Source organism: Ruegeria sp. AE4, assembly GCF_056542185.1.
Map to the genome: position 1 here is coordinate 14,565 of NZ_JBQFZK010000018.1, position 22,286 is coordinate 36,850.

At 59.8% G+C, this 22,286-nt stretch carries 21 protein-coding genes; 6 read left to right on the forward strand and 15 right to left on the reverse strand.

The features are described 5' to 3' along the window. Positions 1-25: 25 nt before the first annotated feature. Positions 26-646: a glutathione S-transferase family protein gene (locus ACR0EK_RS17185; protein ID WP_480774255.1), complete on the reverse strand. Its 621-nt coding sequence runs from the start codon at positions 644-646 to the stop codon at positions 26-28. 171 nt (positions 647-817) lie between these two features. On the opposite strand from ACR0EK_RS17185, the gene ACR0EK_RS17190 reads away from it, so the two are divergent. Further along, entirely contained in the window at positions 818-1,705 is an 888-nt protein-coding gene (locus ACR0EK_RS17190) for a LysR family transcriptional regulator (RefSeq protein ID WP_480900746.1), read from the forward strand. 71 nt (positions 1,706-1,776) lie between these two features. Here the strand turns inward: ACR0EK_RS17190 and ACR0EK_RS17195 are convergent, their stop codons facing one another. The 3 genes from ACR0EK_RS17195 to ACR0EK_RS17205 form a co-directional block, all read right to left on the reverse strand. Next, positions 1,777-1,872, reverse strand: coding sequence for a hypothetical protein (locus ACR0EK_RS17195; protein ID WP_480900748.1), 96 nt, complete (start codon positions 1,870-1,872; stop codon positions 1,777-1,779). Positions 1,873-2,276: 404 nt separating this feature from the next. Next, positions 2,277-2,594, reverse strand: coding sequence for a DUF3775 domain-containing protein (locus ACR0EK_RS17200; RefSeq protein WP_209505065.1), 318 nt, complete (start codon positions 2,592-2,594; stop codon positions 2,277-2,279). An 86-nt stretch (positions 2,595-2,680) separates the two neighbouring features. Continuing rightward, positions 2,681-3,454 carry a DUF1365 domain-containing protein gene (locus ACR0EK_RS17205; RefSeq protein WP_480900750.1) on the reverse strand — a complete coding sequence of 258 codons (774 nt, stop codon included), beginning with the start codon at positions 3,452-3,454 and terminating at the stop codon, positions 2,681-2,683. 146 nt (positions 3,455-3,600) lie between these two features. On the opposite strand from ACR0EK_RS17205, the gene ACR0EK_RS17210 reads away from it, so the two are divergent. Together ACR0EK_RS17210 and ACR0EK_RS17215 are read left to right on the forward strand one after the other, a co-directional pair. After that, entirely contained in the window at positions 3,601-4,257 is a 657-nt protein-coding gene (locus ACR0EK_RS17210; RefSeq protein ID WP_480900799.1) for a sigma-70 family RNA polymerase sigma factor, read from the forward strand. Positions 4,258-4,267: 10 nt separating this feature from the next. Continuing rightward, on the forward strand, positions 4,268-4,918 hold the full coding sequence (locus tag ACR0EK_RS17215; RefSeq protein WP_480482874.1) for a ChrR family anti-sigma-E factor: 651 nt from the start codon (positions 4,268-4,270) through the stop codon (positions 4,916-4,918). A gap of 63 nt (positions 4,919-4,981) precedes the next feature. On the opposite strand, the gene ACR0EK_RS17220 is transcribed toward ACR0EK_RS17215, so the two are convergent. The 6 genes from ACR0EK_RS17220 to ACR0EK_RS17245 form a co-directional block, all read right to left on the reverse strand. Beyond that, the gene (locus tag ACR0EK_RS17220) at positions 4,982-6,211 is read right to left on the reverse strand and encodes a DNA recombination protein RmuC (RefSeq protein ID WP_480900752.1); all 1,230 of its coding nucleotides are present in this window, start codon (positions 6,209-6,211) and stop codon (positions 4,982-4,984) included. 57 nt (positions 6,212-6,268) lie between these two features. Then, positions 6,269-8,131, reverse strand: a complete 1,863-nt coding sequence (gene mutL, locus ACR0EK_RS17225; protein WP_480967975.1) for a DNA mismatch repair endonuclease MutL — start codon at positions 8,129-8,131, stop codon at positions 6,269-6,271. 262 nt (positions 8,132-8,393) lie between these two features. Next, positions 8,394-9,323 (reverse strand): metal ABC transporter permease, encoded by a 930-nt coding sequence (locus ACR0EK_RS17230; RefSeq protein ID WP_480833346.1) that lies wholly within the window; start codon positions 9,321-9,323, stop codon positions 8,394-8,396. Continuing rightward, on the reverse strand, positions 9,320-10,525 hold the full coding sequence (locus ACR0EK_RS17235) for a metal ABC transporter permease (protein WP_480833345.1): 1,206 nt from the start codon (positions 10,523-10,525) through the stop codon (positions 9,320-9,322). The genes ACR0EK_RS17230 and ACR0EK_RS17235 overlap by 4 nt, the downstream gene beginning before the upstream one ends. A gap of 3 nt (positions 10,526-10,528) precedes the next feature. Next, positions 10,529-11,332, reverse strand: coding sequence for a metal ABC transporter ATP-binding protein (locus ACR0EK_RS17240; protein WP_480967976.1), 804 nt, complete (start codon positions 11,330-11,332; stop codon positions 10,529-10,531). A gap of 3 nt (positions 11,333-11,335) precedes the next feature. Next, a complete protein-coding gene (locus ACR0EK_RS17245) occupies positions 11,336-12,289 on the reverse strand; it encodes a metal ABC transporter solute-binding protein, Zn/Mn family (RefSeq protein WP_480911778.1) in 954 nt (317 codons plus the stop codon). A 198-nt stretch (positions 12,290-12,487) separates the two neighbouring features. Here ACR0EK_RS17245 and deoC point away from each other — a divergent pair, with 198 nt between their 5' ends. The 3 genes from deoC (at position 12,488) to ACR0EK_RS17260 (ending at position 16,901) form a co-directional block, all read left to right on the forward strand. Further along, positions 12,488-13,486 carry a deoxyribose-phosphate aldolase gene (deoC, locus tag ACR0EK_RS17250; RefSeq protein ID WP_480474226.1) on the forward strand — a complete coding sequence of 333 codons (999 nt, stop codon included), beginning with the start codon at positions 12,488-12,490 and terminating at the stop codon, positions 13,484-13,486. A 47-nt stretch (positions 13,487-13,533) separates the two neighbouring features. After that, a complete protein-coding gene (locus tag ACR0EK_RS17255; RefSeq protein ID WP_480900759.1) occupies positions 13,534-15,867 on the forward strand; it encodes an aldehyde dehydrogenase family protein in 2,334 nt (777 codons plus the stop codon). A 224-nt stretch (positions 15,868-16,091) separates the two neighbouring features. Continuing rightward, on the forward strand, positions 16,092-16,901 hold the full coding sequence (locus tag ACR0EK_RS17260; RefSeq protein ID WP_480900761.1) for an SDR family oxidoreductase: 810 nt from the start codon (positions 16,092-16,094) through the stop codon (positions 16,899-16,901). A 22-nt stretch (positions 16,902-16,923) separates the two neighbouring features. Here ACR0EK_RS17260 and ACR0EK_RS17265 read toward each other — a convergent pair whose 3' ends face one another. The 5 genes from ACR0EK_RS17265 to purH form a co-directional block, all read right to left on the reverse strand. Then, entirely contained in the window at positions 16,924-18,234 is a 1,311-nt protein-coding gene (locus ACR0EK_RS17265) for a M16 family metallopeptidase (RefSeq protein ID WP_480900763.1), read from the reverse strand. Beyond that, entirely contained in the window at positions 18,231-19,571 is a 1,341-nt protein-coding gene (locus ACR0EK_RS17270) for a M16 family metallopeptidase (protein ID WP_480900765.1), read from the reverse strand. Before ACR0EK_RS17270 ends, ACR0EK_RS17265 begins: the two co-directional genes overlap by 4 nt. Before the next feature lie 82 nt (positions 19,572-19,653). Beyond that, positions 19,654-20,169: a DUF3035 domain-containing protein gene (locus ACR0EK_RS17275; RefSeq protein ID WP_480482853.1), complete on the reverse strand. Its 516-nt coding sequence runs from the start codon at positions 20,167-20,169 to the stop codon at positions 19,654-19,656. Positions 20,170-20,219: 50 nt separating this feature from the next. Beyond that, complete coding sequence (gene lspA / locus ACR0EK_RS17280) at positions 20,220-20,696, reverse strand: signal peptidase II (protein ID WP_267363500.1); 477 nt, start codon at positions 20,694-20,696, stop codon at positions 20,220-20,222. Continuing rightward, a complete protein-coding gene (gene purH, locus ACR0EK_RS17285) occupies positions 20,696-22,285 on the reverse strand; it encodes a bifunctional phosphoribosylaminoimidazolecarboxamide formyltransferase/IMP cyclohydrolase (RefSeq protein WP_480900767.1) in 1,590 nt (529 codons plus the stop codon). Before purH ends, lspA begins: the two co-directional genes overlap by 1 nt. Position 22,286: the final 1 nt, after the last annotated feature.

Below are 22,286 nucleotides of genomic sequence, written 5' to 3' on the forward strand. Positions count from 1 at the left end.
CCTGACGGCCGGGCGCGCTCTGGTGTCAGGCGGCGAGGCCGACCTTGGTGCTTTGCATGGCCACAAAGCCGGGCAACGCCTCAACCCGGGCCAGCAGGGCGCGGATATTGGGATAATCATCCAGTGAAACGTTTCCCTCAGGCGCATGGGCCGTATAGCTGTAGATCGCGACATCAGCGATGGATGGGCTGGTTCCGACCAGCCAGTCGCGTCCGTTCAAATGCGCCTCAAGCCGGTCAAAGGCGGATTTGGCGATGGCCTTGGCACGTTCTGCATCCAGTTGAGCGCCAAAAACGGTGATCAATCGTGCTGCCGCAGGGCCGTGGGCGATGTCGCCGGCGGCCAGCGACAAGAACTTCTGAACTTCCGCCTCGCGCACCGGATCAGTCGGCAGCCAATCAGGCGCGTATTTCCGCGCAAGGTACACGAGGATAGAGTTGGAGTCGGCGATCGCGATTTCACCGTCCTCAATCACCGGCACCTGCCCGGCAGGGTTCAGGGAAAGAAACGGCTCTTTCTTGTGTTCGCCAGACAGCAGGTCGACATCGATCAGCTCGTGATTGATGCCGCCAAGCTTGGCGAATAGTTCCACCCGGTGTGAATGCCCGGACAAGGGATGACGGTGGATACGGATTGCGTTTGGCATGTCTGTTTCCTTTCGGAGGAGTTTCTTGGGAGCGAGCTGGCGATGTTCGTCAGCGGTCACTGGCTAGAACATGGCAAAACCTTTCTTAGTTATAATCCTGCGTTTTATTCAGTAACTATGAACAAATTGGGTATAATTGACCAAACACCAACCTGACGAAGGAGCGCTGCGTTGGATACAATTGACACGATGCGGGCATTTATGGCGGTTGCTCATGAGGGATCGTTCACTGCCGCGGGGCGGCGGCTGGGCCTGTCTACCAAACTGGTCAGCAAGTATGTTGCCCAGTTGGAGGCCAAGCTATCGACGCAGCTGTTCAACCGGACAACCAGAAGCGTTTCGTTGACGGACGTCGGCATCGCGTACCTTGAACGCTGCCGCCCGATCGTGGAACAAATCGACGAGCTGGAAGACCTTGTTCAGGAGCGGCAATCGGCACTGGCCGGGCCAATCCGAATAACCGCACCAACCGGGTTCGGCAGCATCAACCTGACTCAGGCTTTGGCTTCGTTTCTGCGGGCGCATCCGAAGGTCGATATCGACCTTAAACTGTCGGACTCGCGCGTGGCGCTTGTTGAAGAGGGGTTCGATCTTGCCATACGGATCGGGGTGTTGCGGGATTCGACCCTGATTGCGCGGAAGCTGTCCGATATGCCGCTGATCGTCTGCGCGTCGCCTGATTATCTAGCGGAAAGGGGGCGTCCGGGTGATCCGATGGCACTGGCCACACATAACTGCCTGATTGACGAAAATCCGGCCGACGCAACAGCATGGAGGTTTCGAGCCGGGACAAGGGATATTGTGGTCAAGGTGGCGGGAATGTTTCATGCCAATGCCCCGGCGGCGATTGCCAACATGGCGATCGCCGGGCTGGGTATTGCGCGTTGCCCGCACTATGTGATTGCCCGCAGTCTGGAAGAGGGTACCCTAGAGCACCTGTTTCAGGACTATGAAACGGAAAACTTCGGCCTCTATGCGCTCTATCCACCCAATCGTCACCTGACGACCCGGGTGCGCGCGTTGATTGATTTTCTGGCGCAGCATTTTCGATCAGGCTGACATCCAGCAACTGAAACGGATCCACAGTCCAGCCACAACCGTGGCGGTTGTTCCGCAAATTCTTGAGAACGTTAGGCAGAACTTTCGTTTTGGTGCATGAGATGAAGAGTATTTCCCGCTTTGTCTAAAGCGCGGTAGAGATACATCCACTTTCCATGGACATGCACACGGACCTATATGGCGTCCATGCGCCAAGAATTCAGTGTAGGACGCTTCATCGATTGCGCGCGGTACGATCACCGGTGAAAACCGCTTGACCCACATGTTCTATGTAGCATGGTCCACGCGCAATCCCCGTTCAGCAATGATTTCCTCAAGGCCGCGACAGAAAACTGTCTACCTCAGTAGAAATACACGGCTTACAAAGCCGCACCTTTGGGAAAGTGGCGGCTTTTCAAGAAGATCACATAGAAACCTATTCGCAGCGGCTTCGAAGGCAAAGAGAAACCGAATACAGACTTTCACCAACCTCGCTCGAAAGCTTGACACCCCCGTCGCTGTTAGTCTGCCTTGGCGGGCAATATCCGGCGCCGCCAGACGCAGGCACCGGGCAGCGATGATGTCGCGCGGTCTACATCAGATCGTTTTCCACGTCTTCCGCAGATATCCCCAGTGCGTCCAGACCATTCTCAAGGTGGTCAGACATGTGCGGTGTTCCGATCAGGTAGTCTGCACAAGGGGTCGATGCCTCAGACTTGGCGGTGGCGATGGCCTCGGCCAGATCTTCCGCAAAAAAGCTCTCGCGCCCGATCCACATGATGGCGACCAGTTCGGCCTGCTCGTCTTCGCTCATGCGGTCGATGAACGCCCGCAATTCGCCCTCGGCCCGGTTCAGCTCGCGGCCCATCATGGCGACCTGGGCGACTTTTCTTGCCGAGATTTCCAACATCTCTTCGACTCCTCGTGTTCGCGGTTGTTACGCCATCACAACCACTGGCAGGCGCCTGCGTCTTTGATCTTGAACAAACAGGCTGGTCACTGCCCCACACGCGATACTGGATGATCAGGCACAGGTTCCTTGCGAAACGGACGGAAGGCAGCTTTTTTCAGCCACAACCTGAAGGCCTGCCATAAGATCAGCGCAAAAGTGCGCCGCGAACCGAATGGGCGACGCAGAAAAGACCAAAGGATCACCCGGCTGGTCAATGGCTGGCGCGGTCCGGTCAGTGTCGCGATCAACCCGCCACCCGCGCGCGTGTAGTCGATCCACACACCAACCCGATCCGGGCTGTAGTCGAAGCGGAACGTATAGCTGCCTTCAATCTTCTGGAAGGGCGAGACATGCATCACCTTTTCGGCCGCCAATCGGTCGGTTGGTTCGATGGTTGAAAAATCCGGCTTATGGCACAGATAACTGTGGCGCGTTCCAAAGGTGTTCGTCACCTCGGCCACCACGGCGTAAAGCTGATCATCGCGGTCAAAGCAAAACCAAAAACTGACGGGATTAAAAACGTGGCCCAGCACCCTTGGCTGGGTCAGCAGCATGACCTGCGCGGGTTGCGGAATGTCCATCTCGGCAAATCGCGCGCGCAGCCAGGCGGCACCATGGCCTTGACCTGGCTCTCCTCCGTGATCGCGGGTTCGCCAGTTGGTGACATTTGTCCGGTCCATTGAAAACAGAAAAGGCGTGGTCAACCGGGCTTCGGGATCAAACAGGATGTAATCGACAGAATACCGGAAGGCGTTGTCGATTGCCCCCTTGCGGCCGTGATAGGTGTGGCCTGCAACATGATCTATCGTTTTTACCATCCGATATCTTCTGGTCCTTGCACAACCGCCAGAGCAGTCGTGATTTCTTTTTTGCCGCTGGTGTTCATATTACGAGACTTGGCCGGGAGCGGATCAAAATGTTCCGATAAAGTGATCCGGCTTGGGACATGCGCCGTAATATGGTTATGTTTACCGAGACCAACACAGCGACCTTGGACGAACCAGCGGTTGAAACACCCGCCCCTCAACCTTGGCGCGTCCACAAACGCATCAAGGGTAGGCGGGTGAACGAAATCAACAGCAAGCGCGAGACCAGGGCCGAATGGGTGGACCACGTCAGACGCATCCGGGATGCGCAGGATCAGGCGGCATTTGCCGAGCTGTTCCAGCACTTCGCGCCGCGTATCAAGGCGTTCCTGATGAAGTCAGGGGCTGATGCCACCATGGCAGAAGAATGCGCGCAAGAAGTGATGGCGACCTTGTGGCACAAGGCCCACCTGTTCGACCCGACGCGTGCCACCGTGGCCACATGGGTGTTCACCATCGCTCGGAACAAGCGCATTGACGTGCTGCGCAAGCAACGCCGCCCTGAACCCGAAGATCTGGGTTGGGGGCCCGAGGCTGAGCCTGATCAGGATGACGTCATCGCGCTGCAACAGGAAACTGCGCAACTGCGCACCGCCTTGAAAGCGTTGCCGGATGCACAGCGGGACCTGATTGAGAAGGCATATTTCGGCGACCTGAGTCACCGGGAAATTGCGTCACAAACCGGGTTGCCGCTGGGAACGATCAAATCACGCATACGGCTGGCGCTGGACCGCTTGCGCCACGCGATGAACTGAGATGAGTAAGATGAGCAAGTTGATCAAACATCACCTGACAGATGACCTGCTGATGGCCTATGCCGCAGGCGGTCTGCCCGAAGCCTTCGATCTGATGGTCGCCACGCATCTGTCCCTGTGCGACCACTGCCGCGCGCGCGCAGAAAGCTATGACGCCGTTGGCGGGCATGTTCTGGACGAGCAGAGTGAGGGTGTCAGCATGAGTGAAACTTCACTGGCGGCCACGATGGCTTTGATCTCCCAAGGTGCTCCGGCGCCCAAGCCCGTTCGCCCGGGATGTGCAGTTCTGCCGGCCCCGTTGCAGGATTACGTGGGCGGAACAGTCAAGGACATCCGCTGGAGGTCGATAGGTATGGGCGTCAAACAGGCGATCCTGCCGACCACCAAAGACGCCACCGCCCGCTTGCTTTTCATTCCGGCCGGTGCTGCCGTGCCGGATCACGGCCACAACGGCATGGAGCTGACAATGGTTCTGCAAGGGGCTTTCTCGGACGAGGTTGACCATTTTGCCCGTGGCGATGTTGAAATCGCCGACGAGGATCTGGAACACACACCTGTCGCGGATATCTCGGAAGACTGCATATGCCTAGCGGTTACGGATGCGCCGCTGAAGTTCAACAAGCTGATGCCGCGCCTGTTCCAGCCCTTTCTGCGTATCTGAACCCTTGCAGGCGCTGGCCCATCAAAACCGGCCCGGTGCCGGTTCAGTTCTTCAACAGGATGTTCAGCCTTCGTGACGTGCCAGCGGCACAACCTCTGTTTCAGTATCGGGCGCGATTTCTTCGAAGTCGAAATTATCCAGCCGCTGCGCCCGGCGGCCGGCCTTTTCGGCACTAATCTTGATTTCCGAGATATCCTTGGCCGCCTGACCGAAGTGACGGTCGAGGTTTGAAACGCGGTCGCCCAGACGGTCCACATCCTTGTGCAGCAATCCCAGTTCTTTGCGGATCGCACCGGCCTGTTCACGCATGCGCGCATCTTTCAGGATCGCCCGCATCGTGTTCAGCGTGGCCATACAGGTGGTGGGCGAGACGATCCAGACCCGGGCAGCAAACCCTTCGCGCACCACATCGGGCAGGCGGGCGTGCAGCTCGGCATAGATCGCTTCGGACGGGACGAACATCAGGGCACCGTCAGCGGTTTCCCCGTCGAGGATGTATTTCTCGGAAATCGCCTTGATATGCACTTTCACGGCAGCGCCAAAAGCCCTCAGGCATCTTTCAACATCTGCCTTGCTCTGCGCGGCGGCAAGTGCCTCGAAATCCTCAAGCGGGAATTTCGCGTCAATCACGATCGGGCCGGGCGGATTCGGCAGATGCACCAGGCAATCCGCGCGCCTGCCGTTCGACAAGGTGGCTTGCAGCGAATAGCTGTCCGCGGGCAGCGCCTTGGACACGATATCGTTCAGCTGAATCTCACCAAACATCCCGCGCCGCTGCTTGTTCGACAGGATATCCTGAAGGCTGAGAACATCGCCCGACAGTTTCGTGATATTGTCCTGCGCCTTGTCGATGGCGGCCAGACGTTCCTGCAGCTGCGTCAGTGATGTCGCCGTCTGTTTTGACGAACCGTGCAGGGTTTCCTTCATCCGTTCCTGCATCTCGGCCAGCGCGCGAGCCGATTTCATCGCGTTATCCGCTAGCCGGTCATTCATCTGCTGCTGAACCGAGGACAAGCGTGCCTCGACCGTCTGGATCACCTGCACCTGCGCGTTGGCCTGCGTGTCCGAGACATGCTGCAAGCCGCCGCGCAACTGTTCCTGCCCCTGCCCCAGCTGCTGCACATGCTGACCCAGAAGCGCCATCTGCCGCGCCAGCGGTTCCGCCATCCGGGCCGAGCGATTGGCTGCGCGCAACGACAGGAACAGCAGCAGCAGGATCAGCGCGACTGTTCCGCCCGCAACCAGAATCACGGGATCATTCAGCGCTATTTCAATACCTGCAATCTGGATCATGGGGTTCAGTATGTTCTCGTTTTGTTTCTGTCTTCTTAAGGCCTGTTTGACACCAAATCAACTGCGCCCGAACAGGCGTTCGATATCGCTTAGCTTCAGTTCCACATATGTGGGTCGCCCGTGATTGCACTGGCCGGAATGCGGCGTCGCCTCCATCTCGCGCAGCAGGGCGTTCATTTCCTCGGCCCGCATCCGGCGGCCGGACCGGACCGAGCCGTGGCAGGCAACCCGGCTGAGGATCGCCTCGATCCTTGCCTGCACCATCTGTGTTTCGCCCTGATCGGCCAGTTCGTCGAGGATATCCAGGATCATCGCGCGCGCATCGACCTCGCCCAGAATGGCCGGGGTTTCGCGCACGGCAATTGCGCCTCCGCCAAAGGGTTCGATGGTCAGCCCCAAACGGGACAGATCATCACAGACCGCCATCAGACGGGCGCAGTCGCCTTCGGACAACTCAACAATCTCAGGGATCAAAAGTGCCTGCGCCGCGACGCCTGTCTCGGCCATCTGTGTTTTCAGCTTTTCATAGACCAGCCGTTCATGCGCGGCGTGCTGATCAACGATCACCATTCCATCGGCAGTCTGGGCGATGATGTAGTTTTCATGCACCTGCCCGCGCGCAGCGCCCAGCGGAAGGTTTTGCGCATCAGGCTCCTGACCCTGTGATACGGGTGCAACCGGGGTCGGATCGACAATGCTGCCGCTGTAATCATGCGCCAGTTCCGCAAAACCCGGAGCCTGCGCCCGGTACGCGGCCTGGCGCGCTGCGGGCGACGGGCGATCCATCTGATAGACCCGCGCTGGTGCAGACTGCGCAGGCTCCGGTCTCATTGCACCCAGGGTCGCATTGGCCACGGTCGATGACGCACGATGCCCTACCTCGGCCAAAGCGTGGCGCAGGCTGGACACGATAAGCCCGCGCGCAACGCCGGGATCGCGGAACCGGACCTCGGACTTGGCAGGGTGAACGTTCACGTCAACCAATGTCGGGTCGCAGTCGATGAACAATGCCGCGGCCGGGTGACGGTCCCGGCTGAGGAAATCGAAATAGGCCGCCCGCAAAGCGCCGGTCAGCATCTTGTCGCGCACGGGACGCCCGTTGACGAAAAGGTACTGCGCCACCGCAGCGCCACGGGAATAGGTCGGCAGGGCCGCATAACCAAAAAGCCTGAGACCGTCGCGCGTGGCATCGATCCGCAGCGCATTCTCGGCAAACTCGCGCCCTATCACACGGGCAAGACGGGCGTGCAGGGCATCAAACAGGTCGCCATTCTCGCGATCCGCGCGGAAGATAACACGGCCTTCGCCACCGCCCGAGACATCGCGCAGGGTAAATGTGACGGATGGTTCGGCCATCGCCAGCCGTTTCACCATGTCCGTGATCGCCTGCGCCTCGGCCCGGTCGGTGCGCATGAATTTCAGCCGTGCGGGGGTGGCGAAAAACAGATCGCGCAGCTCGACCACCGTGCCCGCGCGCAGGGCGGCAGGCTTGACCGAACCCATCTTGCCACCCGCAACATGGATCTGCGCCGCGTCCGCACCGGGCACGCGACTGGTTATGGTCAGGCGTCCGACAGCCCCCAACGAGGGCAAAGCTTCGCCTCGAAACCCGAAGGTGTGGATATTCAGCAGGTCCGATCCGTCGATCTTTGATGTGGCATGGCGCGACAGGGCAAGCGGCAAATCTTGGGCCGGGATACCGCAGCCATCGTCGGTCACGCGGATCAGTGTCTTTCCCCCGTCGGCGATTTCGACGGCTACACGCGCGGCCCCGGCATCAAGTGCATTCTCGACCAGTTCCTTGACCGCCGAGGCCGGGCGTTCCACCACTTCACCCGCCGCAATACGGTTGATGGCAGCATCGTCAAGCTGTCTGATCACGGGGCGATTTTCGCTGATATTGGGGTTTGTTTGCGCCATACCCCTAGACCTAGCACAACCGCGCACGATTCTGCCACCGGTTTGAGCATGTCTTCTGATCGGAAAGTGGCGCCCGGATGGCCGTGAATGAATCCCCATTCCGTACCATCCGGGCGTACCAAAGTGAGTGGTGTGTTCAGCTAATCAATGGGCAGCCCTCTAGCACGAGACTTCCCAAAAATCTGCTTAAGATTAACCTTAACGGCATCTGGGCAGAGTTTGGCCGATGACGCATAGGCATCTGCGGCAGGAAAATGCCGTCTCAGGCTGACGTCTGAACACCAACGCGTGTGCGGCATGGGCCAAACATGGCCGCCAGCGCCAGGATCAGCCCGGACATTGTTGCGATCATCCCTGCCGCACTGACCGCATCCGCTGCACCCAGCCACAGGGGCCCGTAGCCTGCTATCACATACCCCGTCACGGCGGAGGTTATAGCGATCACGACACTCCAGCCAATCTGTGCCTCAAGCCGGTTGGTCAGCATCCGCGCAGCTGCCGGAGGGCAGATAAACATCGCGATCACGATGATCGAGCCCACAGCGTCAAAAGCGGCAACCGCCGCGATAGCCGCAGTGATGACGAGCGCCATGCCCAGAAGTCCCGTGCGAATACCGATCGTGCGGGCGAAACCTTCGTCAAAGGTGGATATTTTCAGCGGCCGCCAGAACAGCCATGTAAACAGCATCACACCCACCAGTGTCAGCGCAATACGGGGCAGTTCCGGGGGCAATCCGGCAAGGGCATGAGCGTCCAGCAACGAGGACCACCCGGTCGCGTCCAGCCAGATCAGGCTTTCGAGATTGCCGTAAAGCGCATGTTCCACATCCAGATGCACGGTTGACGTATCCGTCTGCTCAAGCAGCAGAACGCCTGCTGCGAACATGGTGGTAAAGACCACGCCCATGGCGGCCCCGGGTTCGATCTGCCCCAGTCGGCGAATGGCCTCGATCAGGACAACAGCCAGAACCGCGGCCCCAGCCGCACCCAACATCATCGGCCAGGTGGATATGGCACCTGTCAGCAGAAACGCAACAACGATACCCGGCAGCACTACATGGCTGATCGCATCGCCGATCAGCGCCTGTTTTCGCAACACAAGAAAGTTGCCGGGCAAGGCACAGGCGATGGCCGCAAATGTTCCGATCAGCAGCGGCGTCAGAGACAGCGGAACGAATTCTTCACCACTCATGCCGGTATCCCCTGCGGTCCGCCAATCTGGCGGTCGATCTCATCAATCTGGTCGCGTGTCAGAACGGTCTCGATATCACGCAACCCGTCATAGAGCGCAGCTGTCGCCTCGTGCGCCTGATCGGCGCGCACGATTTCCCATCGCTTTTCATCCCGCAGGGCCTTGGCCGCGCGGGCCTTGCCGGTGTCCGTCGCCACGCCATCCGCCCGGACCAGCCCGGCACGCCGCAGCAAACGCAGGGTCAGGGGTTCATAGATCTTCTGCCCTTGTGCCAGCGCCAGAAGTCCCTGACGAATATGCACCCGGCGCTGAAACCGCAGATGCCGCAGCACCGCCGCCAGAACGCCACGCATCGGGGCGAAGAAGAGGGAGGCGAGGAAAAAGGCAAAGCTGACCAGTACGATGATCGGGCCGGTTGGAAGATTGGGCGCAGATGCGGATATGGCAGCGCCGATAAATCCGGCTAGTCCACCTGCCAACCCGGCCAGCAGAACAACGCGTTCCGAGCGGTCAGACCAGAACCGGGCGGTCACCGCCGGAATGATCAGCAACGCCACGATCAGGATCAGGCCGACGATTTTCAGACCGACCACGGTCACGGCCATGACCAGCCCCATCATGGCCAGGTCGATACGATGCACTGGCAACCCGCGCGCCGCTGCGTATTCGGGATCGAATGCGACAAGGGTCATCGGACGGCGGATGATCAGCACCAGCGCCAACGTCAAGGCGCCACCAAGTGCGATGATCACCGCATCGGCCCACAGCATTCCGGCGGTTGAACCCAACAGGAAACCTTCCAGCCCGGCCTGACGGCCAACCCCCATGGTCTGGATGACCGTCAGCAGCACGATCCCAAAGCCGAAGAACACGGACAGAACCGCACCGATCGCGGCGTCCTCGGCCAGGCGGGTGCGCCGTGTCAGCCAATTCATGCACAACAGACCAACCCAGGCGGAAATAGCGGACCCCACCAAAAGGCCCGGCAGGTTGCGCCCGTCCCCGCCCAGCGCGACCAGCACCATGAAAGCGATACAGACGCCCGGCAGGGTTGCATGGCTGATTGCGTCGCTGACAAGGGCGCGCTTGCGCAGAAACAGGAATGTCCCCGTCACGCCCGCCGACACGCCCAGCAATGTTGCACCGATGGCAACCAGCGTGGCGTTATAGCCAAGCTGAAGGGTCAGAGCATCCCAAAGCATGAACTATCCCAGCGCGCGTGAAATCTGATCGATCTGCGCCGTTGCCAACCTGCCACCATAGGCCGATTGCAGCGATTCCGCCGTGAACGCCTCGGCCACCGGCCCCTCGGCCACCTTGCGGGTATTGATCAGGAAAACGTGGTCGAAATAGTCGGTCACGGTGGCCAAATCGTGATGCACCACAACGACTGTCTTACCGGCCTCTTTCAGGGATTTCAGCACCGCGATGATGGCTTTTTCGGTGGCGGCGTCGACACCGGCAAACGGCTCGTCCAGCAGGTACAGATCAGCATCCTGAGCCAGAGCACGCGCCAGAAACACACGCTGTTGCTGGCCACCGGACAGCTGGCCAATCTGGCGATCCGCGAAATCGCGCATACCCACACGGTTCAGGCAATCCATCGCACGGGCCTTGTGGCGCGCGCGCAAGCGGCCCAACAGGCCCAGTTCACGCGACAGACCCATCAGAACCACGTCGATCACCCGTGTCGGGAAATCCCAGTCCACGCTGGCACGCTGGGGAACATAGGCGACACGTGCGCGTTGCGAATTCAGCGGCTGACCAAATACGGTCACCTGCCCCGACAATGGCGTAACGATGCCCAGCGCCGCCTTGAGCAGCGTTGACTTTCCAGCACCGTTCGGCCCGATAATGGCGGTCATCGCGCCGGGCGTTACTGTCATATCAACCGAAAAGACCGCTGGCTTCTGCCCGTAGGAAACCGTCAGGCCCCGCACAGCCAGAGGGCTGTCATCCAGATTATGTTCCTGGATCGTCACACCTTCGTTGCTGATCAGCCCCAGCATCTTTCAGAACCCCGCTGACAGTTTGCCGTCCATGCCGCGATCGGGAACATCCCCGCCCAATGCGCCTGCGATGACGGTGACATTGTGATCAAGCATCCCGATGTAAGTGCCTTCGTAGGTGCCATCCTCGCCCATGGCGTCCGAGAACAACTCGCCCCCGACCTTCACCTCGTGCCCTTTGGCTGTGGCCCCTTCGATCAGCGCGCGGATCGACCGGTCAGAAACCGAGCTTTCGACGAAGACCGCCGTGATCCGGCGATCAACCAACAGGTCAACCAACTCTCCGATCCGGTTCAGGCCCGCCTCGGATTGGGTCGAGATGCCCTGAATGCCCAGTACCTCGAACCCGAAACTTTCGCCGAAATAGCCAAAGGCGTCGTGGGCGGTGACCAGAACCTTGTTGTGGTCCGGTACCGAAGACAGGGTTTTCTCGGCATAGGCCGTCAGACGGTCTATGTCGGCCAGATGGGCTTGTGCATTGGCCGCAAAAACCTCGGCTGCTTCGGGGCGGGCTTCGGTCAGCGCACGCTGCACTTCCACAACAACTTCGCGCCACAGCGCGGGTGTCATCCAGACATGCGGATCATACTTGTCGGCATAATCATCATGCGCACGCAGCATGGACTTATCTACGCCCTCTGCAACCGCAATGACGGTCCGTTTCCGCTCGAGATCATGAAAGAAGTCTTCCATTTGCGCTTCGAGATACAGGCCGTGCCACAGAACCAGATCTGCCCGAGTCATCGCCACGATATCGCTGCGCGTCTGGCGATAGGCATGGGGATCAACGCCGGGGCCCATAAGCCCTCTGACCTCAACCAGATCACCGCCGACCTGACGCGCCGCATCTGCAATCATGCCCGTCGTGGCCACCACTTTCAGCGGTGCCCCGGCAAAAGCCATAGCTGGCACCGAAAGGGCCAGAGCCAATAGTGCAAGGCAATGCCGACGAATCATTTCCAACCTCGATTTGGATGCGTGTTGGATCAAATATGAGAACCATTCGCAACTAAGTCAACGCTAATGAGAATTATTCGCAAGAAAACCTCAATTATTTGTCCAAATGGTCAAAAATATTCGATCATTGCGCCGGAACACCTTCCATTCCCGGGCCACCCGTGCGATTTTGTCGCAAACCTCCCAAAGGACGTAACCATGGATACGCAGAGCTCAGAAAGCCCCGTGCGCACCGCGCATCTGCCGCAAGTGACCGAACCCCGGAACCCCGGAATGGAACTGGATCTGGACTGGGTGCGCGCCGTTCAGGCCAATACTTCCGCGATTGAACGCCGTGCGGCCACATTGCCGGGCCGCCGTTCGGTCAAGAAGGAATATCAGGCTGCGTGGCTGCTGAAAGCCATCACGATGATCGACCTAACCACGCTGTCGGGCGATGATACGGTGGGCCGTGTGCGCCGCCTGTGTGCAAAGGCCCGTCAGCCGGTTGCGCCTTCGGTTCTTCAGGCGCTGGACATGCCGCCGATCACAACCGGGGCGGTTTGTGTCTATCACGACATGATCGAAACCGCCGTAGACGCTCTGAAAGGCACTGGCATTCCGGTCGCTGCCGTGTCCACCGGCTTTCCCGCAGGCCTGTCCCCGTTCCATCTGCGCGTGGCCGAGATCGAGGAAAGCGTGAAGGCCGGGGCCGAGGAAATCGACATCGTAATCTCGCGCCGTCACGTGCTGTCGGGGGACTGGCAGGCCCTGTATGATGAGATGAAGGCGTTCCGCGTGGCTTGTGGCGATGCCCATGTCAAAGCCATTCTTGCGACCGGAGAATTGGGTAGCCTGCGCAATGTCGCGCGCGCCTCGCTGGTGTGCATGATGGCCGGGGCGGATTTCATCAAGACCTCGACCGGCAAGGAAAGCGTCAACGCCACCCTGCCCGTGTCGTTGGTGATGATCCGCGCGATCCGCGACTATTATGACCGCACCGGATATCGGGTCGGCTACAAGCCTGCGGGAGGTATTTCGAAAGCCAAGGACGCGCTGGTTTATCTGTCGCTGATCAAGGACGAGCTGGGTGATCGCTGGCTGGAACCGGATCTGTTCCGCTTTGGCGCCTCATCGTTGCTGGGCGATATCGAGCGGCAGTTGGAACACTATGTCACCGGGGCTTACTCGGCTGGTTACAGACACTCGATGGGCTGAGCCCGTGGGTATGTCTGGACAGTGAGTATTTGGGAAAAGATGAAGTCATGACAGTCAAAGAGATTTTTGAGACCATGGAATACGGCCCCGCCCCCGAAAGCGCCGCCGAGGCACTGGCCTGGCTGGTCGATCAGGGCGACAAGTTCGGACACTATATCGATGGTGCTTTCACCAAGCCGGGCAAAGGGTTTGACAGCCGCAACCCGGCGACCGGGGAGGTTCTGGCCAAGCTGACGCAGGCCAAGCAGGCCGACGTGGACGCCGCTGTTGCCGCCGCGCGCAAGGCTCAGCCGAAATGGGAGAAACTGGGCGGCGCGGGCCGTGCGCGGTATCTCTATGCAATTGCGCGACTGCTGCAAAAGCATTCGCGTCTGTTTGCGGTGCTGGAAAGCCTCGACAACGGCAAACCGATCCGGGAATCGCGTGACATCGATATTCCGCTGGCGCAGCGGCATTTCTATTACCACGCCGGTATGGCGCAGCTGATGGAAAGCGAGCTGCCCGACGCTGAAGCGTTGGGTGTGTGCGGTCAGATCATTCCGTGGAACTTCCCCCTGCTGATGTTGGCGTGGAAGATCGCGCCTGCGCTGGCAATGGGAAATACGGTGGTTCTGAAACCGGCTGAATATACCTCGCTGACGGCGCTGTTATTTGCCGATATCTGCACACAGGCCGGTCTGCCGAAAGGTGTCGTCAACATCGTCACCGGAGACGGTGCTGTGGGCGAGATGATCGTGGCCTCGGACGTGGACAAGATTGCCTTTACCGGCTCGACTGTTGTGGGCCGCCGCATCCGTGAGGCCACTGCCGGATCTGGTAAGGAACTGACATTGGAGTTGGGCGGCAAATCCGCGTACATCGTCTTTGATGACGCCGATATCGACTCGGCCATCGAAGGGCTGGTGGATGCGATCTGGTTTAATCAGGGTCAGGTCTGTTGTGCGGGCTCGCGCCTGCTGGTGCAGGAAGGTATCGCCGACCGTTTCTACGACAAGCTGCGCGCCCGGATGGACACGCTGCGCGTGGGCAATCCGCTGGACAAATGTATCGACGTGGGCGCGGTTGTGGACCCGGTTCAGTTGCAGACCATCAAAGGAATGGTCGAAAGCAACACAGCGGGCCATGTGTATCAAGCTGCCTGCGATCTTCCCGCAAACGGCTGCTACTACCCGCCGACACTGATCTCGGGGCTCGAAACCTCGGACCCGTTGATGCAGGAGGAAATCTTCGGCCCGGTGCTGGTGTCTTCGACTTTCCGCACACCAGAAGAGGCCGTCGAGCTGGCCAACAACACCCGGTACGGTCTGGCGGCGACTGTCTGGACCGAGAATGTGAACCTTGCGCTGGATATCGCGCCCAAGCTGGTTGCGGGCGTCGTCTGGGTGAATGCCACCAATCTGTTTGACGCCGCTGCCGGGTTCGGTGGGGTCCGCGAAAGCGGCTTTGGCCGCGAAGGCGGTTGGGAAGGGCTGACCGCCTATACCAGAATCAAGGGCAAGGCCAAGCCGCTGGCAAGGGTCGAGACAGCCATGGGCGAAGGGGCTCCGGTCGACCCGATTGACCGCACCGCCAAGATGTATGTCGGCGGCAAGCAGGCGCGGCCCGATGGTGGTTATTCGAAACCGGTCTGGGGCAAGTCCGGCCTGCTGGGCCATGTGGGTCTTGCCAACCGCAAGGACGTGCGCAACGCGGTCGAGGCTGCGGCAGGTGCCAAAAGCTGGTCCAGAACCACCGGCCATCTGCGGGCCCAGATCCTCTATTACATCGGCGAAAACCTCTCGGCCCGTGCCGGTGAATTCGCGGCGCGGATCGACGCCATGACCGGCAGGAAAGACGGCGCGAAAGAAGTCGAGGCTTCGATCCAACGCCTGTTCACTGCCGCCGCCTGGGCCGATAAGTATGACGGCCAGGTCCATGGTGTTCCGATCCGGGGCGTGGCCATCGCCATGAAGGAACCCGTTGGCGTGATCGGTGCGCTTTGCGCGGATGAGGCACCGCTGCTGGGTCTGGTCTCGGCCATGGCGCCTGCGATTGCGATGGGCAACCGGACGGTTCTGGTGGCTTCTGAGCCCTACCCGCTGGCGGCGACGGATTTCTACCAGATCCTTGAGACTTCGGACGTCCCTGCCGGTGTGGTCAACATCCTGACGGGCAGCCATGCGGAACTGGCGAAACCGCTGGCCTCGCATCTGAATGTCGACGCGGTCTGGTCGTTTTCGTCCACCGACCTGTCGAAAGAGATCGAGGTCGTTTCAGCCGGGAACCTGAAGCGGACCTGGGTCAATAACGCGACGGCATTTGACTGGAGCATGGACCATTCCCGCCGCTTCCTTCAGGCTGCAACAGAAGTGAAAAACATCTGGGTGCCCTACGGCGAGTAGGGCTCCCGCCAAGGGAGCGTTTACTTTGGTACTACCGACTGAGAAAACCAATCGGACTTCTATCGCTCGTTTGGTGATTTTTTCTTTGGTCGGCGCATTTGCGTGCTTGGTATTCTTACTCGCAAATCGCGAAACTCTTGTGCTTCCGATGATTGAGGAGATGCGCAACGAACTCAGTCAAGAGAATGGCGCTCACCCAGTAGATCAAAGATAAAGGGCGTTACATGGATTTTTCAGGACAAACCGTCATCGTGATTGGCGGAACCAGCGGTATCAATCGCGGCATTGCCGAGGCTTTTGCGGCCTCGGGTGCCAAACTGGCCGTGGCCAGCCGGTCGCGGGAAAAGGTCGGTGACACTATCGCCGCGCTGAAAGCCGCAGGCGCACAGGATGCGATTGGGGCTGCGTTTGATGTGCGTGATGCCGACGCTGTGGCGGCGGGACTGAAGCAATTCCATGACGCCTTTGGGGATTTCGATGTGCTGATCTCGGGCGCGGCGGGCAACTTCCCGGCGCTGGCGTCCGAAATGTCAGTCAACGCGTTCAAGACCGTGATCGATATCGACCTGATGGGCACGATCCACGTGATGAAGGGGGCGTATCCGTTCCTCAAACGCCCCGGTGCCAGCATCATTAATATCTCGGCCCCGCAGTCCTACCTGCCTTATGAGGGTCAAGCCCATGTCTGCGCCGCCAAGGCGGGGGTGGATCAGATCACCCGCACGCTGTCGATGGAATGGGGTGTCGAAGGGATCAGGGTGAATTCGGTTGTGCCGGGGTTCATCGAAGGCACTGAAGGTGCGAAACGCCTTGCGCCCACCAAAAACGCCCACGAAGAACTGCGCCGCGACGTGCCGTTGGGCCGCTGGGGCCAGCCGCAGGACGTGGCCAATGCCTGCCTGTTCCTCAGCTCGGATCTGGCCAGTTATATCAGCGGCACGGTTCTGGCCGTGGATGGGGCACTTTATCAGCGCGGATCGGGCAAGTTCGGGCAGATGATGGGCGATATGCTACGGAGTATGAAAAAGGGGTGAGCCGCAACTCACCCCTTGCAGTTCAGTTGGTAGTTTCCAGCCCAACCGGCTTTCCAACAACAGTGAAATGCAGGCCGTCCGGATCCAACAGTTCGGATGCAATGCGGTTCACGTCTTCCAGTGTGACCGCGTTTACCTTGTCATTGCGGGTGGCGATATAATCGATGGGCAATCCTTCCATCTGCATCCCCACCATGATCCCGGCAATCTGCCCGTTGCCGTCAAAGCGCAACGGATAAGCGCCGGTCAGGTAGGTCTTGGCATCGTCCAGTTCCTTCTGGGTCACCCCTTCGGCGGCGGCGCGCGCCCATTCGTTGCGAATTACTTCTATCGCCTCGGCAATGCGGTCATTGGCCGATGACACCGACCCCAGGTAAACCGAGGCCAGATCCTTGGGCACAAGATAGGTTCCAACCCCATAGGTCAGGCCACGCTTTTCACGCACCTCTTGCATCAGACGGCTTTCGAACCCGCCACCGCCAAGGATGTGGTTCAGGATATAGGCGGCAAAGAAATCAGGATCGTCCCGATCTATTCCGGCATGGCCAAACAGCGCCACGGATTGCGGGGTGTCAAACTCGACAACACTGATCCCGCCGGAGATGGTCACGTTGGCCTTGCCCGGGATGGGCTTGCCCGTTTCCGGCAGGTCGGCGAGCAATGTGTCAAGCAATGCGCCCAGTTCTTCGGCCGTGATATCGCCGACGGCCCCCACATAAAGTCGATCCTTGGCAAAAACGCGTTCATACGCCGCTACCACATCATCCCGTGTCAGCGCCGAGACGCTTTCGATCGTGCCCTTGCCTTCGGAACCATAAGGGTGATCGCCATAGGCCATCTGGGCAAAGCTGTGGCCTGCAATCTCGTTCGGGTCGGTTTGATCTGATCGCAGCCCGGACAGGATTTGTGCGCGCACACGGTCAACCGCGTCCTGATCAAAGCGTGGTTCGTGAATCGTCTCACGCAGCAGGTCGGCAACCTCATCCCGGTTTTCGGTCAGAAAACGTGCGGAAATCGAAACCGTGTCGTCACCGGCGTTATAGCGGAACGATGCGGCCAGCGCCTCAAGCTCGCGCGCATAGGTCCGCGCGTCCATTTCACCGGACCCTTCCTCGATCAGCCCGCTCATCAGATAGACGGCGCCGCGCTTGTCCGGGTCGTCCAGCGACGTACCGCCACGAAAGCGCAGCTCGAGCGCGGTGAAAGGGATCGAGTGATCCTCGACCAGCCATGCGGTGATCCCGCCGGGTGAGGTCACTTCTTCAATCTCGATCTCGGCCAAGGCAGGCAGAGCAACCAGACAGGCAATCAGCGTTGCGAGAAACCGTTTCATTGCGTTACCTCATCATCGCGCATCAGCCAGCCGGTGACCGACGCCTCGGGTTGCAGAACATCGCGGGCGGCGGCGATGATTTCGTCGCCGGTCACAGCCTGAAGAATATCAGGCCATGCCTGCACGTCCTGTATTGTCAGGCCGCTGGTCAGCGCGCGCCCATAGCGGTTGCCGATCCCGTCCACATTGTCGCGCGCATAGGTCTGCGCGGCCCGCAACTGCATCTTGATGCGGTTCAGATCGTCCTCGTCGACACCTTCGGCAATGAAATCGGCCACGGCCTGGTCCATGGCATCTTCGGCCTCTTGCAGGGAAACCCCTTCGGCGGGAACCACCAGCAGATCGAATGTTGTGTCATCCAGCGAGACGTCACGATAGAACGCCCCGGTATAAACAGCCATTTTCTGATCGAATTGCAGCTTTTCGTTCAGGTAAGAGGTCGTGCTGCCCCCCAGCAGTTCCGCCAACAGAAACAGGGCTGCCGCCTTTTCCTGATCGCCCGGATCGCGTTCTGGCGCCAGGTAACTGCGCTGGACATAGGGCTGCGCCACGCGAGGGTCCTTGAAAGTCAGACGGCGTTCGGCGGTTTGCGGGGGCTCCTGCGACCGGACCCGTTCCGGCAAATCCGCATTGGCCGGGATCACACCGTAATACTGATCGGCCAGAGTGCGGACCTTGGCGGGATCAACGTCTCCGGTGACAACCAGAATAGCGTTATTGGGCGCATAGTGGGTCTGGTAGAAAGACAACGCGTCTTCCAGTTCCAGTTCTTCCATCTCGTGCTTCCAGCCGATGATCGGCACGCCATAACGGTGATTGAGGTATTGTGCCGCGCTCATCTGTTCGCCGAACAGAGCGCGCGGGTTGTTTTCGGTGCGCTGGTTGCGTTCCTCAAGGATCACATCGCGCTCGGTCACGATATCCTCATCGCTCAGGCGTATGTTCCGCATACGGTCCGATTCCATGCGCATCATCAACTCAAGCCGGTCGGCGGCGACGCGCTGGAAATAGGCAGTGTAATCATACGAGGTGAACGCGTTATCGTTGCCGCCATTGGCCGCGACGGTAGCCGAGAACTCACCTGGCGCCAAAGTATCTGTGCCCTTGAACAACAGGTGTTCAAGAAAATGCGCGACACCCGACGATCCGATCGGCTCATCCGCCGATCCGGCGCGGTACCAGACCATGTGCTGCACGACAGGCGCGCGATGGTCTTCGACCACGACGACATTCATGCCGTTGTCCAAAGTGAATGTGGTGACCGCTTCTTTCCCGCCCCCGGCAAAAGCCGGGGTGGTGGCGATCAGGGCAGCCGACAAGGCCAGGGCCCGAACCATGGGGCATCCTCCGTTTCGTTTTATAGTATTCAAACTACGGTGGTGCGGCCCGGGTTCAAGCCCGATGACGGAAAGTTAAGAATTATTCATTCGGGGGCGAGGTCGGGGTTTCGACCCCGGCCCGGCGGGCGGCATCGGTTTCCGAATACGGATCGATCGACTGGCGTTCGTAGACCTGATTATAGCGGTCGACGGGGAACAGGCGCAGACCGGTCCAGCGGCCCCGGCGTTTGCGGAACGCGGCATCCTCGGCTTCGACCACTTGCCGTGCATCGGCTGGCACGCCATAACGGCTGGACGCCGTCACAAGCGCTGCATCCGACGACGGCACACCGGCATTGGGGTTCAGGGCGGCGGCATTACCGCCCAGCGCGATCACCGCATCGGCCTGAGGGGTCGGGTCTGTCAGATTTCCACCACCCGGCGTCGGTGCCGGCAGGAACGCGTAATCCTGAGGCTGGGTCAGCGGCTTGACCGGCAATACCGAAAACTCATCCGGACCCTGTCCCGGAGGCGCCAGATCCCGCAGTCCGGGATTCGAACATGCCGCAACCGCAGCGGCAACTGTCAGAACAAATATGGCGCGCGGCATCCGCATTGGTGTCTCCAGCCTGTTTCAGGCGCTTTTATCGCATATCATTCCGCGCGTCACGAGGGCTTTTTGCCGTCAAACAAAACCAGCCCCAGCGCTCCGGCGAATATGAACACATCCGCCAAGTTGAACACAAACGGGTTGTTGATGCCACAGCAGGACATGTTCAGGAAATCCAGAACAAACCCATAAAGAAGCCGGTCGACCACATTCCCAAGCGCTCCGCCGATCAGCAGGCCGCCACAGAACAACATGAATTTCGAACGCGTCGAACGACCAAGCCAGACAAGAACACCGATGCAGATCACCACGGACACACCGATCAAAAACCAGCGCGCAGCCTCAGAGTCGCCCTGAAACAGACCGAAATTGATGCCCCGATTCTCGCCGTATTTGAACACCAGCAGCGGTGGCAGAACATCGATACCGTCGGGCCGTTCAGCCACGCGCAGGACGTGAACGACCAGATATTTGCTGATCTGGTCGATCGCGAAGGCGGCCAAGGCCGCCCAGAGAAGCAGGCGTGACCGCATCAGTGACGGAAATGACGCATGCCGGTGAAGACCATCGCCAGACCAGCCTCATCGGCTGCGGCGATCACTTCATCGTCGCGCATGGACCCGCCCGGCTGAATGACGCAGGTCGCGCCCGCTTCGGCGGCTTCCATCAACCCGTCGGGGAAGGGGAAAAACGCATCCGATGCCACGGCGGAACCGATGGTCAGCGGTTGCGGCAAGCCCAGCGTTTCGGCCATACGTTCGGCTTTCTTGGCCGCGATCAGGGCCGAATCCACTCGGCTCATCTGCCCCGCGCCAACACCCACGGTTGCGCCATCCTTGACGTAGACGATGGCGTTGGATTTGACGTGTTTGGCCACTTTCCACGCGAACAACAGGTCACGCATCTGAGCGTCGGTCGGGGCTTTCTTGGTCACGACCTTGAGGTCGTCCATGCCGATAAACCCGTTATCCTTGTCCTGCACCAACAGCCCACCAGCCACCTGACGGACGGTTTTGCCACCTTCGGTTACATCCGGCAGCGCCTCGGTTGTCAGCAGGCGCAGGTTTTTCTTGGCGGCAAAAAACGCCTTGGCCTCGTCCGAGGCACCGGGGGCAATCACAACCTCGGTGAAGATGCCCGTAATCTCTTGCGCTGTTTCTACATCCAGCGGCTGGTTCAGCGCAACAATGCCACCAAAAGCCGAGGTGCGGTCGCAGTCAAATGCCGCCTTGTACGCCTCAAGAAGGGTTGAACCTGTGGCTACACCGCAAGGATTGGCGTGTTTGATGATGGCGCAAGCCGCGCCTTTCGCCGGATCAAACTCGGCCACCAGCTCAAAGGCCGCGTCCGTGTCGTTGATGTTGTTATAGCTCAGTTCCTTGCCCTGATGTTGAACGGCGGTGGCGACGCCGGGGCGGTTGGTGCCGTCCGTATAGAACGCTGCCTGCTGGTGGCTGTTTTCGCCATACCGCAGGGTCTGCTTCAACTCACCGGCAAATGCGCGGCGCTTGGGGGCGTCCAGTTGCAGCGCATCGGCCATCCAGTTCGACACGGCGGCGTCATAGGCCGCTGTTCGGGCATAGGCCTTTTGCGCCAGCCACTGGCGGAAGCCATAGGATGTCTTGCCGTAGTTTTCTTCCAGCTGATCCAGCAGGGAGGAATAATCCTCGACATCCACCACCACGTTCACGAAGGCATGGTTTTTGGAGGCCGCGCGGATCATCGCCGGGCCGCCGATGTCGATATTCTCGATACATTCGTCATAACCCGCGCCCTTAGCGACGGTTGCCTCGAACGGGTAGAGGTTCACGACCAGCAGGTCGATGGCACCGATGCCATGTTCCTCCATCGCCGCGACGTGGGTGTCATTGTCGCGCAGCGCCAGCAACCCGCCATGCACCATCGGGTGCAGCGTCTTGACCCGGCCATCCATCATCTCGGGGAACCCGGTGATTTCGCTGACATCGCGCACCTCTAGCCCTGCATCGCGCAGCGCCTTGGCAGTGCCGCCAGTCGACAGCAATTCGATCCCGCGTTCGGACAGCGCCTTGCCCAGCTCGATCAGCCCGGTCTTGTCGGAAACGGAAAGCAACGCGCGGCGCACGGGGTGAAGGTCGGTCATG